Source organism: Mycolicibacterium sp. TUM20985 (assembly GCF_030295745.1).
Taxonomy (GTDB): domain Bacteria; phylum Actinomycetota; class Actinomycetes; order Mycobacteriales; family Mycobacteriaceae; genus Mycobacterium.
This window is the reverse complement of sequence record NZ_AP027291.1, coordinates 619320-635766: the sequence shown is the minus strand read 5'-3', so window position 1 is coordinate 635766 and position 16447 is coordinate 619320. Positions and strand designations below refer to the sequence as shown.

Here is a 16447-nt window from a genome sequence, read left to right as displayed (position 1 = left end):
GGGCGGCGACGTCCGCGAGGCGACGGTTAGCGCGCCGTGATCGCGATCCAGCCGAGCCGTCTGCTGATCACCTCGGCCGTCGCGATGGTGCGCTTGGCGGTGGCGTCGAACTCGTCCTCGCTCAACCGATACGCCGGCCCGGAGACACTCAGCGCCGCCACCACCACGCCGTCGGCGTCGCGGACCGGCGCCGCGACCGCGTTCAGGCCGACCTCCAGCTCCTCTCGGACGCTGGCCCAGCCGCGCTCGCGGACCACCGCGAGCTCGGCCTCGAGCTCCGACCGCCCGGTTAACGTCGCGTCGGTGAACGGCTCCAGCCGGCTGCCCAGTCGCCTCCGCAGCTCGTCGGCGTCGAGACCGGCCAGCAGCACCTTCCCGCTGGACGTGGCGTGCGCGGCACAACTCTGTCCGACCCAGGTCCGCAGGGCGATCCCGGCGGGACCGATCGCCTCGGCGACGTTGACGATCCGGTCCTCGTCGAGCACCGCCAGATTCGTGGTCTCACCGGATTCCAGCGCCAACGCGTCACACGCGGCCTGGCTCTGCTTCACCAGGTCGAGCTGGGCGCTGGTGGAGCGTGCCAGCCGCGCGACGGCAAAACCCAACCGGTACTTGCCCCGCTCGGAGAGCTGCTCGACGTAGCCCCTGGCCTCCAGCACCGAGATCAGCCGCGACACGGTCGACTTGTGCACTCCGAGCTCGGCGGCGATCTCGGTGACACCCGCCTGACCCAATGTCGCGAGGATTTCCAGCAACACGAGCGCACGGTCCACGGACTGCACGGTGCCCGACCGCGTCCCGTCCTCGGTCGACCCGCCGCTCTGTGCCAGTGCCATCGAAATGACCCTATACGGCGGGCATGCCGAAGTTGCCGACACGTCGTTGGACGGCTGCGATCTCACGCAGGCCGTCGTTGAGAAGGCTTCGGTTCAGCGGTGACAGCTCCGACATCGTCACGACGTCGCCTGGACTGTGGCCTGCCGAGAGTTGCTCGACCTGGTGGGTCATCCGCAACCGCTGCACCATGCCGAAGACCTCGCCAAGGGTGGCGGCATCCCGTTCGGTGAGCGCTCCGGTCGCCGCCGCCACCGACAGCCGTGCGGGCGTCGACGCGGAGGCGACGTCACCGGCCAGCCCACCCCATCTCGCCAGGTTCACGATCGGCGTCACGGCGTGGCTCTTCAGGTCGAACGTGCCACCGCGACGCGACAGCACGTCGCGCAGCGAACGGGTGCGGACCCGTCCCGACAGCGCGTCGAGCAGTTGCAGCCGCAGCGCGTTCGGGTGCTCGGCGCGCATCCTGCGGTACGCCGCGGGAACGGTGTGCAGGACGGCATCTCCCCACACCACCCGGCCGTCGAGCAGAAGCGAGGACAGGATAAGCCCCTTGCCAACCAACGGATCCTGGAGCCACCCCTTGGCCGCGGCCGCCCACGCGCTCTGTGAGCGAGCGAAGTTCGGGCTCGCGGCGATCGCGCCGTTGCTGTCCGACGGCAGCCCGCAGCCGTCGAGGATGGCGTGGGTGCGCCTGGCGATCGCCCGCAACAGGTCGCTGTCCGGCGACAGGTCGTCCCGCCACGACAGCGCGCTGTCCACGTCGGAGGACGGCATGGCCTCGCGTCGGGCGATGCTGCCGAGAGTCAGCCACGCGAAACCCGACGTCGGAACGGACGCACTCTGATCCGTCGCGGCCGTTTCGGCGAGGGCGAGCTCCAGCGCCCGCCGAACCACGCTGTCGATCACGATCGAGAGGATGCCGCTGGTCGCGGACGCCTTGGTCCCGCTGCGGAACAGTGCGCTGGCGACGTGCGTGACGTCTTGCGCGGCGGCCTGCAGCTCCGCGGCGTCGCCGGCCAGGCCGATCGACCGCCGCAGCATGAAGCTCTGCCGCGCCGACGCCGCGAGCAGGTCGGCGTCTTCGAGCACGCCGACGACCTCACCCCGCGGCGAGGTCACCGGCATGTGCCTCAGCCCGCTCTCGAGCATCTGCATCAGAACGGTCTCGGCCGTCAGGTCGGCGGTGACCCGCTGCGCGGGTGCGCTCATCACCCGGGTGATCGGCACCTCGACCGAGAGCCCCGCGGCGACCACCCGCGTCCGCAGATCGCGGTCGGTGAAGATCCCGAACTCGCCGCCGGGCAGGGCGACCAGGGCATAGGAGACGTGGTGCTCGGTCATCCGGACCACGGCGTCGCGCACCGAGACGTCGGGGGCCACCAGGAGCGGGGTGCCGCGGACCAGCTCGCCGACCGGTCGGCCGTCGGCCACCGGAACCAGCGCCGGCCGGTCGCCCGGCGTGACGCTCCAGGCCGACGACGCGAGGAAGGCCAGGCCGGCGGGTTTGGCGAACTGCGCCCGGGCCTTGTCCCCCGGCAGGCGGATCAGGATGCTCGGCTCGGTGGCCCGCGCCACGAACTCCATGCCGCCGCCGGTGAGCAACGGTGTGTAACCGAAGATGCCACCGGGTTCGATGGTGTCGATCGTCGAGCCGTCGGCGGCTTGCAGCGCCACGTGGCCCGTCCGAACCATCCAGACGTCGTGCGGCACCTGCGCGGAGTAGTCGGCGATCACGGCGTCGGCGGCGAAGTCGACCGCCGATGACCCGGCCGCGAGCTCCTCCAGCTCGTCGCTCGGCATCCCCTGGAACGGGGTGTGCTCAGCAAGGAACCGGCTCAGGTCCCCCGGATCAGGTCCGCGCACTTCTCGGCCATGGTCATCACGGTGATGTTCGGGTTCACCGCAGGCAGTTTCGGCATCGCCGACGCATCGACCACCCGCAACCGGGACACGCCCTTGACCCGTAGCTGCGGGTCGAGCACCGCCATGGGATCCGTCACCGAGCCCATGCGTGCGGTGGCGGCCGGGTGATAGACCGTGTTGTGCGTCTGGTGGACGTAGTCGAGCAGTTCCTCGTCGGTGGTGGCGTCCGGGCCGGGCGCCAGCTCGCGCGCGATCCACTCCTTCAGGGGCGCCTGCTCGGCGATCTTGCGGGCCAGGCGAATACCGGTGAGCATGATCCGCTCGTCGTAGCCCTCGGGATCGGTGAAGTAGCGGGGATCGACCTTCGGCCGGTCCCGGAAGTCCAGGCTGCGCAACCGCACCGTTCCCCGTGACCGGCCCTGAGTCACGTTGGGCGTCAAGCAGAAACCGTTGTCGGTGGTCGGATAGCCGCGTCGCAACGTGTTCATGTCGAACGGCACGCTGCCGTAGTGCATCATCAGATCCGGCTGCGGCGTACCCTCGTCGATCGTGGTGAACAGGCCGATCTCCCACCACTGCGTGGACGTGGTGACCATCGGGCGCGACGCCTCCCAGAACACCAGCCCCTCGACGTGGTCGTCGAGGTTGGAGCCGACTCCGGGCGAGTCGACCCGAACCGGTATGCCGATCTCCGTGAGGTGCTCGGCGGGCCCGATTCCGGACAGCATCAACAACTTCGGCGTATCGATGGACCCCGCGGTGACGATGACCTCGCGGCGGGCGGACACCGTGTCATAGCCGGTGAGGTCGGGCCGCTGGTAGCGCACACCGGTGGCCCCATTGGCATCGTCGAAAAGGATCTCCGAGACCCAGCAGTTGGTCCGAACCTCGAGATTCTTGCGAGAGTCCAGGATCGGGTGCAGGTACGCGTGCGAAGTCGACATGCGGATGCCGTCGGTGCCCACGTTGATCTGGAACCAGCCGGCACCGTTGCGCACGGTCTCACCGCGGTTGAACGCCGTCGTCGGCAGACCTGCCAACGCGGCCGCCTCCAGCACCGCCGCGCCACAGGGGTCATTCGGCGGTACGTCCTGAAGGCGGACGGGCCCGTCGTGTCCGTGATCTCCCGGCGCATCGTTGTTCTCCAAACGCTTTACCAGCGGCAGGATTTCAGCGGCACCCCAGCCGGTGGCACCCATCTCGACCCACTCGTCGAGACACTCGGCCGGCGGCCAGAACGCAATGCACGAGTTGTGCGACGAACAGCCACCGAGCACCTTCGCGCGGGCGTGCCGCATGAAGCTGTTGCCCTTCTCCTGCGGTTCAACCGGGTAGTCCCAGTCGTAGCCGGAGTCCAGCAGGTGCATCCATTCCGACAGCGGAAGGATGTTGTCGTCACCGACGTCCGTCGGGCCGGCCTCGACTAGACACACCGTCACGTCCGGATCCTCGGACAGGCGGGCGGCCAGCACACAGCCGGCCGTCCCCCCGCCCGCGATCACGTAGTCGAACGTCGCAGTGCCTGCGGTGTCGAATTCGCTATCAGACACCGATCGGCCCCGGATCGAGGTTGCCCGCCTCGGCCTTCGTCGGCGCGGCGTGCGACTCCAGTGTGCCAATGTGGTGGCGCCCCTTGACGCCGTACCACACCAGCCCCGCTCCGAGGATGACCCCGATGTAGACGAAGGCGCCCCAGGTGTTGTACCAGGGGTCACCGTAGACGGCCGCCCGCGGCCAGGCCAGGTTCACGGCCATCCCAATGCCCCAGACGACCGCGACGACGTTGACCGCCATGCCCCACTTGCCCATGGTGAAGTAGCCGCCCTCGGCGAGATCCTTTGGCGGCCACTCGCCTTGGAAGCGCTTCTTCAGCATCGGGCCCGTCACCATCAGGTAGGCCAGGTAGATCATGATGATGGCGATCGAGGTCAGGACCGTGAAGATCTTCGGCTGGCCGATGTTGATCACGAGGATGAGGATCGCGATCAAGCCGATGACGATCGCCGGGATGATCGGCGTCTGGGTCTTCGGGTTGACGCGAGCGAGCTTGTCGCCGAACGGAAGTGCGTTGTCCCGAGCCATCGCGAACGTCAACCGGATGGCCGCGGTGTGCACGGCGAGCGTGCAGACGGTGACCGCCACGACGATACAGATCAGGAACACCTTGCCCAGCGGTCCCCACATCACCTGCTCGACGATGTACTGCAGTCCGCCGGTGCTCTCCCCGATCTTCGGATCGTCGAGGTCCGGTGCCGACATCACCGCGAAGACGAGGATGGCGCCGCCGATGACGAACGAGGCGAGGATGGCGCGCAGGATCGCCTTGGGTGCGGTACGGCGTGGCTCGACGGTCTCCTCACCGAGCGAACTGGCGGTGTCGAAGCCGTACATGACGTAACCCGACGCAAGCGACGCGATCAGGAACGCACCAAGCCAGCCGCCACTCTCCCCGGTGCCATAACCGTTGGTAGAGAAGAACACCGACGGACCGCGTGTGGTGCTGGCGGCCAGGATGACCGCGATCAGGACCGCCGCGATCAGCTCGATGAAGACACCCGCGCTGTTGATCAGCGACATCAGCTTGACGCCGAGCGCGTTGATCACCGTGGTGAAGGCGATGAGGACGCTGCCGAGGAGGACGGCGTTGGCCGCGAAGTCGTATTCCCCGGTGCCGTCGCCGATGATCTGGAATCCGCTCCAGATGCGGGGCAGGTTCAGCTGGTAGGCCAGCACCACGGCGGAGATCGTCACGATGGACGCGGTGAGCATCAGCCAGCCCGACGACCACCCGACGATCCGGCTGCCGAGCTTCTTGGACCAGTTGTAGACCGAGCCCGCGACGGGGTACTTCGCCGCGAGTTCCATGAAGCACAGGGCGACGGCCATCTGACCGATGAACACGATTGGCCACGACCACAGGTAGGCGGGGCCCGCCGTGCCGAAACCGAAGTAGAACAACTGGAACGTGCCGGTGAGGATCGAGATGTAGCTGACCCCGGCCGCGAAGCTGGCGAACTTGCCAATGCTGCGGTCGAGGGACTCCTTGTAACCGAAGTCGTCGAGGCCACCACTATCGGTGCCCGACGAACTCACATCAACAGCCATGACGCGGTCCTTCCTGAACGTGCTCGCCGCGGCAGGTCATTCACCTTTGAACCAGCCTGCGGGTTTCGGCGCGGTGTTTTGCCAGATATGTTTTAGCTCTTGGTATTCCGCGAGACCAGTGGGTCCTAGCTCGCGACCATTACCAGACTTCCCGAACCCGCCCCACTCCGCTGCCGCGGTGTAGTAACCGAAGTCGTTCAGCCACACCGTGCCGTGCCGCAACGCGCGCACCACACGTTCGCCCCGCGCCGGATCGGACGTACGAACGCCCGCCGCGAGACCGTACTCCGTGTCGTTGCCGAGCCTGATCGCCTCGGCTTCGTCCGTGAATCGCTCCACGGTCAGGATCGGTCCGAAGGTCTCCTCCTGGACGATCCCCATCGATCGGTCGCACCGATCGAAGATCGTTGGCAGATAGAAACTGCCCTTCTCGAGCGCGGCGTCGGTGGGTCGCGAGCCGCCGGTGACGAGCGTTGCCCCCTCCGAGATAGCCGCCGCCACATGTGCTTCCACCTTGGCGCGGTGCTGTTCGGATACCAGCGGTCCAGTCTCGCTGGCGGGATCCATACCGTCGCCCATCCGGATCTTCTCGGCGCGGCCGACCAACGCCGCGACGAAGTCGTCGGCGATCGACTCCTCGACGATCAGCCGGGTGCCCGCCGAGCACACCTGCCCGGAGTGCAGGAAGACACCGGTCAGCACCTGGTCGACGGAGGCGTCCCACGCATCTCCGGTGCCGATGTCGGCGAAGACGATGTGCGGGTTCTTGCCGCCCAATTCCACGGCAACCTTGGTGACGTGTTCGGCCGCGACCCTGGTGATGGTGCGTCCGGTGGCCAACCCGCCGGTGAACGAGATGAAGTCGACGCGCCCGTCGTCGGTCAACGCCGCTCCGAGCGCGGCGCCGCTGCCCTGCACGAGGTTGACCACGCCACCGGGAACACCGGCCTCCTCGAGCAGGTGGACGAACGCGATGGTGGACAGCGGTGTGACCTCGCTGGGCTTGGCGACCATCGTGCAACCCGCGCCGAGGGCGGGCGCGACCTTCCAGGACATCTGCAACAGCGGATAGTTCCACGGCGCGATGAGTACGCAGACGCCAATGGGTTCGCGGACGACGCGACTGATGATGGTCGCGTCGCCGACGTCGATGACCCGGTCCGCCTCGACCCCCACCAGCTTGGCGTAGTAGCGGAACACCGACGTGACGTCGTCGATGTCGATCCTGCTCTCCACCAGGGTCTTTCCGGTGTCGCGGGTCTCCAGTGAAGCGAGCTTCTCCTTGTCGCGCTGGAGTAGGTCGGCGATCCGGTCTAGCAGGGCCGACCGTTCGGCGACCGGCGTCGCGGGCCATGATCCCTCGTCGAAGGCCGCGCGGGCGGCACCGACGGCATCACGGGCGTCGGTATCGGTCGCCTCGTCGACGACGGCGGCCACGCTGCCGTCGGCCGGGTTGACGATGTCCCGCGTTCCGCCATCGGACGCATGACGCCACCGACCACCGATGTAGAGGTCGGGCTCACCGTTCACATGTCACCTCCCGTCGCTGGCGTGGGGCCCAAGCCCGATGTCGCCGCCGGGGCGGCTCCGGGCGCCGACTCGGGACACTACCCACTCGTGGAACTCCCCGATGTGGTGTTCGGAAGGAACGAGTACACCGCCGTTGCGATAGGCGCGTGACGACATTGCGGGCTGGGTGCGTTCACACGCGGCGAAGTCCTGCTCGTTGACCCGGTGGAACAGCTCGACCGAGCGGGACACGTCGCGACCCTGCTCCACCACTTCCGGCGTGTAGAGCCAGTCGCATTCGACGATGGTGCGGTCGGGAGCCATCGGATACATCCGGTGGAAGATGATGTGGTCGGGCACCAAGTTGATGAACACCGTCGGCTTGACGGTGACGGCGTAGTACCGCCGGTCCTGGTCCTCGGTGACACCGGGTAGGACGTCGAAACCGGCGCTCCCGTCGATGGTGAAACCCGTGACCTCCGAGCCGAACTCAGCGCCATGGCCGACGTAGTACTGCGCGGCCAGTCCCTTGGCGAACTCGGGGAGCACCTCGGTGAGTTCGGGGTGAATGGTGGCGCAGTGATAGCACTCCATGAAGTTCTCGACGATCAACTTCCAATTTGCGGCCACGTCGTAGACCATCCGGCGACCGACGGTCAGCTCATCGATGGCGTAGTGGTCGATGGCGGCGGGATCACCGAGCCGGCGGGTGGCCTCCCCCACGACCTCGGCGGCGAACGACGGCGGGTCGTCGGCCAGGCAGACCCAGGCGTAACCGAGCCATTCGGTCAGCGCGACGGGCACCAAGCCGTAGCGGTAGCGGTCGATGCCCTCACCCGCAGCATCCTTCAACGACGCCAGGTTGGGTGCCGCGATGAGTTTGCCGTCGAGCGCGTAGGTCCAGGCGTGGTACGGGCACTGCAGACTTCGCTTGACCTCGCCGGAGGATTCGGTGCACAGCGTCGCCCCGCGGTGGCGGCACACGTTGAGGAAGGCGCGCAACGCCCCGTCGCGGCCGCGGACCACCAGCACGCTCTCTCGGCCCACCTGGACGGTCTTGAACTGTCCGGGTTTGGCGAGTTCAGCGGACCTGGCGGCACAGAACCACATGCTCTCGAAGATCTGCTCCTGCTCGGCTTCGAATATCGTTGCACTGGTGTAGAAGTCGCCGCCGAGTGTGGCTATGAGCGCGGGGCTCTCGGTAACGTCCGGTACGAGCAGGGGTGGGAGGGAGCCCGTCATGGCGTCACCAGCCTCCGTGGGTCGAAGAGAGCTATGGGGTGTTCGGTGGTGCCGGTCATCGCCAGGTCCGCCAGAATCTCACCGACCACGGGGACGAACTTGAAGCCGTGGCCGGAGAATCCGCACGCCACGGTGACATTCGTCGAATCCGGATGCCTGGCGATGACGAAGTGCTCATCGGGCGTGTTGGAGTACATGCAGGTGGCGGAGTGCAAGCAGGGTCCATCGAGGGCCGGCAGCAGGTCGGCGACCCGCGTGCGCATCTCGGCGATCTCGTCGGGATGCACCTCGCGGTCGATCGTCTCGGGTGTGCAGACGATGCCCTTGCGGAAGAACGCCACCTTCACACCGCCCGCCGGCCCGTCGATCGCCGGAAAGCCGTAAACCTGCATGCCCGCGGCGTTCTCGTCGATGAAGATCGGTTGGTTCTCGAAGGCTGCCGTTCCCCCGACGGGATCGAGCCAGTACAGCACCTGGCGCTCGACGGTGATCGGGATGCCGAACTCGGCGAGGAGCTGCGGCGCCCATGCCCCCGGGCAGATCACGACCTGGCCCGCGGTGTAGCTGCCGCGGTCGGTGGTGACCCGCACGCCGCCTGCGGTCTCCGTCCACTCGAGGACCTGCTCGCCGAAGTTCAGCGTCGCACCCTCGCGAATCGCCAGGTCGATGTGCGCCTGCACCGTCAGCTCCGGTCGCGCGAACCCCGCCATGGCCTCGTAGACCGCGATGTCACCCGGCTGCAGCGTGAAGTTCGGGAAGCGGGTGCTCACCTGGTGGGCATCGAGCACGTCGTGCGGTAGCGACCACTGCTCGGCGGCGCGCCGACTGCCGGCTACGGTCAGGCAGTCGGGCGGACCGCTGAACAGGCCACCGGTGATCCGGTACACCTCACGGTCCGACTCCTTGGCGAGCATCTCCCACAGTTCGTAGGCACGCAGCAGCAACGGAACGTAGGCCGGGTCCTCGAAGTAGGACTGCCGGATGATGCGTGAGCCGCCGTGGCTGGACCCCTTGTCGTGGGCCGGGGTGAACTTCTCCAGGCCGAGGACCCGCTGACCGCGGGCGGCCAGGTGGTAGGCCGCAGCGCTTCCCATCCCGCCGAGCCCGACCACGATGACGTCGTAGTTCATCGCCTGATCCTCGTCATCTCGGGATCCACCACCGGCTCCTCGTGGACCGTTGCGCCGTAGCGGCTTCCGCGGTAGTCGACGGCGACGACGTCACCGGGTGCCGTGGCCGTTGGCAGCCAGGCATAGGCGATGCACCGCCCGACCGTGGCCGAGTAGGCGGCGCTGGTCACGTATCCGACGCAGCTGCCCTCGTCGTTGGCCAGGTATACCGGCTCCTTGCCGAGCACCACCGCCGTCGGATCGTGGAACACGATGCTGCGCAACGTCTTCGACGGCGGCTGTGCCTGCTCCAGCGCCGCCTTGCCGACGAAGTCGTCCTTGGCCATCCGGACGGCGAAGTCGAGGCCCGCCGACGCGGGCTGGTGCTCGGCCGTCATGTCGGTGCCCCAGGACCGGTACGCCTTCTCGATCCGAAGGCTGTTGAATGCGATTCGGCCCGCCGCGATCACGCCGTGCTCTTGGCCCGCCGACCACAGCAGATCCCACAGCGCCGCACCGTAAGCGGCGTCGGCGTAGATCTCCCAACCGAGTTCGCCGACGTAGGACACCCGCATCATGGTCACGGGGATCGCGCCGAGATGAGTGGCGAGGGCACGGAAGTACTTGAACCCGCCGTGCGACAGGTCGTCATGGCACAGTGGCTGCACCAGCTCGCGCGCCGCGGGTCCCCAGACGCCAACACAGCACGTCGCGCCGGTGATGTCACGAACGGTCACGCTGCCGTCGTCGGGCAGGTGGCGGGTGATCCAGTCGAAGTCCATCGGGCCGTTGGCCCCGACCTGGAAGCGGTTGGCGGCGAGGCGGGCGACGGTGAGATCGCTTCGTACGCACCCTGTTTCGTCGAGCAGCATGGTGTAGGTGACGGAGCCGATGCTCTTGTCGACGTTGTTGGTGGTGAGCCGCTGCAGCAGCCCGACGGCGCCGCGGCCGGCGACCTCGTAGCGGGTCAGGGGTGTCATGTCGTACATCGCGACACGCTGGCGGGTCCAGTGCGCCTCGGCGATCGAGATCGGCGACCAGAACTTCGCCGACCACTCGTCGCGTTCCGGGAAGGCCAGACCCTCACCCTTGAGGCGTTGGGCGAGAGGGGCATTGGCTTCATACCAGGCGGGGCGTTCCCAACCGCCACCCTCGAAGAAGAACGCGCCGAGCTGCTGCTGACGCGGGTAGAACGGGCTGGTGCGAAGACCGCGCAACGCCTCGCGGAACTGGTGCGGGTGGACGATGTCGTACACCTCGACGAAGGCCTGCGAGCTGGTGGTCATGATGAACTCGTCGCTGCGGGCGACGTCTTCGAAGCGGTAGAGGTCGCACTCGTGGACGTCGGTGCCGGGAGCACCGTCGATGATCCACTCCGCGGTGGCCTTCGCGACACCCGCCGAGTGCGTGACCCAGACCGCCTCGGCTACCCAGAAGCCGCTCAGTTCGCGGTGCTCACCCATGATCGAGAAGCCGTCGGGCGTGAACGAGAAGATGCCGTTGAAACCCTGCTCGATCTTCGAATCACCCAGAACGGGAAGCAATTTCAGCGACTCGCGCCAGGCGGGGGCGAAGTCCTCGTCGGTGAACGGCAGCATCGAGGGCATCTGCTCGCCCGCGGTGTCGGCGGCCAACGTCGACAAATCGACGGGCATCGGCTCGTGTCCGTAGTAGCCGATGCCGATCCGGTCGACGTGCTCGCGGAAGTACAGATCCTGGTCCTGGTGCCGCAGAATGGGCAACCCGGCCTCGGCCACCTCGGTGTTGCGGCCCACGAGGGGTTCGATGCGGCCCGTCGTCGCGTACTGGTGGGCCATCGGCACCAGCGGCACGACGAGGCCGACCTGCTTGGCCAACCGAGCGCCCCAGAATCCGGCGCAGCACACGACGACGTCGGCGGCGATGACACCGTCGGCGGTCTGGACACCGGTCACCTTCCGCCCGTCGTCGACGATGCCAAGCACCTCGGTGTGCGGGCGGAACGTCGCACCGCGGGCGGTCGCCGCCTGCGCCTGCGCCTCGACCGCCCGCAGCGCCTTCACCAACCCGTCCGACGGCGTGTGGAAGCCGCCGAGGATGCGGTCGGCGTCCAGCAGCGGGTGCAGTTCGGCGCAGCGGCCCGGGGTGAGCAGTTCGCCAGGGATGCCCCACGATTGGGCCCAGCCGGCCTTGCGGTGCAGGTCGGCCCAGCGCTCCGGCGTCGAGGCGACCTCCAGCCCGCCGGTCGGGTTGAACGCCCAGCCGCCGGGGTGATGAAGACCGCCGAACTTCTCGACCGTGTACTTCGCGAACTCCGACATGGTCTTGGACGGATTCGTCTGGAACACCAATCCGGGCGCGTGCGACGTCGACCCACCGGTGGCGAACAACGGGCCGCGATCCAGCACGGTGACGTCGGTCCAACCTCGGGACGTGAGTTCGTCCGCCAACGAGCTACCGACGATTCCCGCACCGATGACGACGACCTTGGGGGCTGCCAAGAGATCCTCCGACTGTTGCATAGTGCGCAACTCGGTGCGCAGTACGCAACACATGATTCTCCCGGCCGAGCCACACGTCAACAGGAACGCGCGAAATCGCGGAGGGGGGAGGGGTTAGCGCTTCTGGTTGCGCTCGAACACCAGACGCAGCCCGTCGAGGGTGAGGTGCGGGTCGTAGTGCGCCACGGTGCGCAGATCGGGCAGCAGCAGGGGCGCCGTGTGCCCGGTGGCCACCACCGTGACGTCGCTGCCGCCGAACCCGTCGACGTCCTGGCGGACACGACTGACCAGACCGTCGACCAGACCGGCGAAACCGAAGACAGCGCCGGCCTGCATGCACTCGACGGTGTTCTTGCCCACGACCGAGCGGGGCCGCGTCAACTCCACCCGGCGCAGGGCCGCCGACCGTGCCGCCGCCGCATCCGAGGACACCTGGATGCCCGGCGCGATCGCCCCACCGAGGAACTCCCCCTTGGCCGACACGACGTCGACGACGATGGACGAACCGAAGTCGACGACGATCGCCGGTGTCCCGTACTTCTGGAAGACGGCCAGGCAGTTGACGATCCGATCGGCGCCGACCTCCTTCGGGTTGTCGACGAGCAGCGGAATGCCCGTCCGCACACCCGGCTCGATCAGGACGTGCGGCACCGAGGACCAGTACTGCTCCAGCATGACCCGGATCTCGTGGAGCACCGACGGTACGGTCGACAGACCGGTCACCCCGGTGAGCCGTTCGGCATCGTCACCGATCAGACCGTCGATGGTTAGCGCCAGCTCGTCGGCGGTGACTTCGGCCTCGGTACGAATCCGCCAGTGCTGCAACACCTTCGCATGATCACCCGCGCCGGAGATCAACCCGACGACGGTATGGGTGTTGCGGACGTCGATCGCCAGGAGCACGGCGTCAGTTCCTCCAGGGCAGTTCGTGACTGCGCCCCGAGTCGACGCGGGAATGCCCGTCGATACCCGCTGCCGCGCCCACGTCGATGGCGATGTTGTCCAGCAGGCGGGTGCCGCCCAGTCGCGCGGCCACCAGCAGCCGGGCCGGTCCCTCGGCGGGAGCCGGTCCCAGCCACGGATCCCGCACCTCCAGGTAGTCGACGTCGAGCGCGGGCACCTCGTCGAGCACGCCGCGGGCGGCATCGAGCGCCTCCGCCGTACCGCGGGAGGCGTTGTACATGCCCGCGAGGAGAGCCGCCGACAATGCCCCCGCCTGTTCGCGGTCGGCCTCGGAGAGGTATCGGTTGCGGGAAGACAGTGCCAACCCGTCGGCTTCGCGGACGATCGGCACCCCGATCACCTTCACGTCGAGGTCGAGATCGTCGGACATCTGCCGCACCAGGACGAGCTGCTGGTAGTCCTTCTCCCCGAAGTACGCCCGATCCGGTCGGACGATCTGCAGCAGCTTCAACACGACGGTCAGCATCCCGGCGAAATGCGTTGGCCGAGAATGGCCTTCGAGCTCGGCCCCGAGCGGTCCGGGGTGCACGGTCGTCCGCTGCCCGTTCGGGTACATCTCCGACGCGGTCGGCGCGAACACGATCTCGACGCCCTCGGTGCGCAGCAGCGCCAGGTCATCGTCGAGTGTCCGGGGGTAGGCGTCGAGGTCCTCACCGGCGCCGAACTGCAGGGGGTTGACGAAGATCGACACGACGACGACCGCGCCGGGTACCCGCTTCGCGGTACGCACCAGCGCGAGGTGGCCGTCGTGCAGCGCCCCCATCGTCGGCACCAGCACGACGCGTCGCCCCGTGGTCCGAAGCGCCCGGCCCACGTCGGACGCCTCCCGGATCTTGGTGTAGAGGTTCAGCTCACCCGCGGTGAATGCGGGCGGTTTCCTGACGTTCACGCACGACCTCCTTCGTTGGGTGGATCGTCGAGCGCGGCGAACACGGCCGCCGGAGCGTGCGCGCGTTGTGCCGTGCGCAGGGAATCGGCCCGGTATGCCTGCGCGAGTTCGGGATCGACCTCGGCAAGCGCGCGTAGGTGAGCGGTCACCGCGGCGGCATCGCCGCGGGCCACCGGGCCCGTGAGCGCCGACTGCCCGCGTTGCAGCGCATTCTCCAGAGACGCGCGCGCCAGCGGTCCGAGGACGCGTTCGGCGATACCCCCTGGAGCGTCGCCGACCACTTCCTGACCCAGCAGTTCCTGCCCTCGCAGCGCGGCGCGCAAGGCCTCGACGGCGTCGAGCAGGACGGTGGTGACGTGGTTGCCGCCGTGGGCGAGCGCGGCGTGGTAGAGCGCGCGGGCGTCCTCACGGACTCCGAACGGTTCACCGCCGATCTCCAGGACCAGCGACTGGGCGACGGCATGACCGACGTCGTCGGCGGCGGTGATGCCGAAGCATGCTCCAGAGAGCCGGGCGACGTCCTCGTCCGAACCGGTGAACGTCATCGCCGGATGGATGGCCAGCGGGATGCAGCCGAGTTCGGTCAGCGGGCGCAGCACGCCGATGCCGTTGGCCCCCGAGGTGTGCACCACGATCGTGCCCGGCCGCACCGATCCCGTGGCCGCCAATCCCGAGACGAGACCGGCGAGTTCGGCATCGGGGACCGCCAGGATGAGCAGTTCCGCCTGGGCGGCCACGTCCTGAACGGGGAGCACCCGAGTGTCGGGGAGGCGTTGTTCGGCTCGCTGGCGCGACGCCCGGGAGATCGCACTACACGCCACGACGACGTGGTCGGCGCGTTCCAGCGCGACGCCGAGAGCCGTTCCCACGCGACCGGCGGAGATGATGCCCACCGTGAGTCGGGCCGGTCGCAGTCCGTCGGGGGGACCCCAGGCGTACCCGGGGGACTGCACCATCGCAGACGACCTCGCATGCTCGTGTCCGGCGTTCCGGTCCCGGCTGAGCGGGTACCGGACGGTCGGCTCGAGACTAGCTCACTCCTCGCGACGACGGCGACGGCCACCGCCGGTGCTGGCATTCGCCTGCAACCGCGCCATGAGCTCCGAGACCGGCTGGCCGCCAATGTGCTGGCCGGCGGATTCTTCTGCCTCGTCGGCTCCGCGATGGCGGGCGGTCGCCGCCTCCGGGGCCTCCGGCGGTGCCGACGCGGGAGTCGCGAGGGTCGGGGCGGTACGACGCCCGGGGTCGACCTCGGCGGCGGCCGAGTGGCGGGCTCGCCTCGCCGCTTCGGCATCGGAAACGTCGGCGGTGTAGTGCCGACCCGGCCTCGTCGCCTCGGTCGGCGGCGGGGTCATGGCCGGTGCCGGGGGCGGCGCGGCCGGCGGTGCGTCCGGTTCCACGACGGGCGGGGAGGCCCAGTTGCTTCCCGGCACCCCGGCGGGGATGTACTGCCCCTCGGCCGGCACGGGCTGCCACCCGGATCCCGTCGGTGCGTGCCTGGCGACACGTTCCGGCTCCTCTCGACGCGGTGGCGGCGGCGGGGGTGGAGGTGGCGGTGGAGGCGGAGGCGGCGGTGGCGGTGCGGGAACGTCCACCGGCGACCACGGCTGCCGACCGTCGGAGACCGGGACCGACTCGGGTTCGGGTGCGCGTCGGCGGCCCGGGGGCTGGGGCTCGTCCTGCGAAGGAGGCGGTCGCCACCCGCCATCGTCCGGTTCCGGCTCGGACGGTCGGCGATGCGCACCGCCCAGTACCTCCGGAGACCACTCGTCCTCGGGCGGGTGGGGTTCGACGGGCACGTCGATGATCGGGCTTTCCTCGGTGTTGGGGTCGCTGTCCTCGGGCGTCTCGGTGTCGATGCGACTGCTGATCACCCGGCCGGGGCTGGTGCTTCGCTGACTACGCTCCGGCGCCGATACCTGCTGCTGAGGTACGGCATCCCAATTGCCGAAGCGGTGCACGGTGGTGCGTTCGTTCTCGATGGCCGGCCGGCTCTGCAGGTCGGTGTCGAAGATGATCTCGAGGTTTGCGCGCAGCGCCGCGAGTTCGGCACGGAGACTGGCCACCTCGTCGGATGTCTGTGCCCGCAACTCTGAGGCGAGTTCGCGGCGCAGCTGAGCCTCGATGGACAACTCGTACTCCCGCCGCGCGGAGATCTCGCGATCCAGCTGCAGGTCGTACACCAGCTTGAGGTCGCGCGACTTGGCGTGATCGAGATCCGCCTGCCGCCGGTAGATGAACGAGACGAACGCAGCAACCACCGCCGCCCACAGCGATACGATCACGGCAAGCTTCAACAACTCGACCTTGTTGGTGAAGACCAGCGCCGAACTGGCCACGATGGCGAGCACCAGCAACGCCGTCAGCAGCAACGACCCCGGCCTGCGGTTTCCGCGTCGCGCGCGGACCCCACGAGTCGGTTCGGTCATGCGCCGACTGTACCTGCGCCG

At 68.4% G+C, this 16447-nt stretch carries 12 protein-coding genes; all 12 read right to left on the bottom strand.

Translation table 11 applies throughout. From position 1 onward, the window contains the following. Nucleotides 1–26: 26 nt before the first annotated feature. On the bottom strand, nucleotides 27–836 hold the full coding sequence (locus QUE68_RS03015) for an IclR family transcriptional regulator (protein WP_284232491.1): 810 nt from the start codon (nucleotides 834–836) through the stop codon (nucleotides 27–29). Nucleotides 837–846: 10 nt separating this feature from the next. Then, nucleotides 847–2637 (bottom strand): putative nucleotidyltransferase substrate binding domain-containing protein, encoded by a 1791-nt coding sequence (locus QUE68_RS03010; RefSeq protein WP_286275729.1) that lies wholly within the window; start codon nucleotides 2635–2637, stop codon nucleotides 847–849. Nucleotides 2638–2672: 35 nt separating this feature from the next. Beyond that, the gene (locus tag QUE68_RS03005) at nucleotides 2673–4250 is read right to left on the bottom strand and encodes a GMC family oxidoreductase (protein ID WP_286275144.1); all 1578 of its coding nucleotides are present in this window, start codon (nucleotides 4248–4250) and stop codon (nucleotides 2673–2675) included. Further along, entirely contained in the window at nucleotides 4243–5805 is a 1563-nt protein-coding gene (locus QUE68_RS03000; RefSeq protein ID WP_284232487.1) for an APC family permease, read from the bottom strand. Before QUE68_RS03000 ends, QUE68_RS03005 begins: the two co-directional genes overlap by 8 nt. Before the next feature lie 36 nt (nucleotides 5806–5841). Beyond that, entirely contained in the window at nucleotides 5842–7335 is a 1494-nt protein-coding gene (locus QUE68_RS02995; protein WP_284232485.1) for an aldehyde dehydrogenase family protein, read from the bottom strand. Nucleotides 7336–7338: 3 nt separating this feature from the next. Beyond that, nucleotides 7339–8556, bottom strand: a complete 1218-nt coding sequence (locus QUE68_RS02990) for an aromatic ring-hydroxylating oxygenase subunit alpha (protein ID WP_286275143.1) — start codon at nucleotides 8554–8556, stop codon at nucleotides 7339–7341. Beyond that, the gene (solA, locus tag QUE68_RS02985) at nucleotides 8553–9686 is read right to left on the bottom strand and encodes an N-methyl-L-tryptophan oxidase (RefSeq protein WP_284232481.1); all 1134 of its coding nucleotides are present in this window, start codon (nucleotides 9684–9686) and stop codon (nucleotides 8553–8555) included. The genes QUE68_RS02990 and solA overlap by 4 nt, the downstream gene beginning before the upstream one ends. After that, entirely contained in the window at nucleotides 9683–12166 is a 2484-nt protein-coding gene (locus tag QUE68_RS02980; RefSeq protein WP_286275142.1) for a GcvT family protein, read from the bottom strand. The genes solA and QUE68_RS02980 overlap by 4 nt, the downstream gene beginning before the upstream one ends. A 93-nt stretch (nucleotides 12167–12259) precedes the next feature. Continuing rightward, a complete protein-coding gene (locus QUE68_RS02975; protein ID WP_284232479.1) occupies nucleotides 12260–13048 on the bottom strand; it encodes a type III pantothenate kinase in 789 nt (262 codons plus the stop codon). A 4-nt stretch (nucleotides 13049–13052) separates the two neighbouring features. Beyond that, the gene (gene panC / locus QUE68_RS02970; protein WP_284224448.1) at nucleotides 13053–13997 is read right to left on the bottom strand and encodes a pantoate--beta-alanine ligase; all 945 of its coding nucleotides are present in this window, start codon (nucleotides 13995–13997) and stop codon (nucleotides 13053–13055) included. Next, the gene (locus QUE68_RS02965; RefSeq protein ID WP_284224447.1) at nucleotides 13994–14953 is read right to left on the bottom strand and encodes a Rossmann-like and DUF2520 domain-containing protein; all 960 of its coding nucleotides are present in this window, start codon (nucleotides 14951–14953) and stop codon (nucleotides 13994–13996) included. Before QUE68_RS02965 ends, panC begins: the two co-directional genes overlap by 4 nt. A 78-nt stretch (nucleotides 14954–15031) precedes the next feature. Continuing rightward, nucleotides 15032–16426 carry a DUF6779 domain-containing protein gene (locus tag QUE68_RS02960; RefSeq protein WP_284224446.1) on the bottom strand — a complete coding sequence of 465 codons (1395 nt, stop codon included), beginning with the start codon at nucleotides 16424–16426 and terminating at the stop codon, nucleotides 15032–15034. Between the last annotated feature and the right edge of the window lie 21 nt (nucleotides 16427–16447).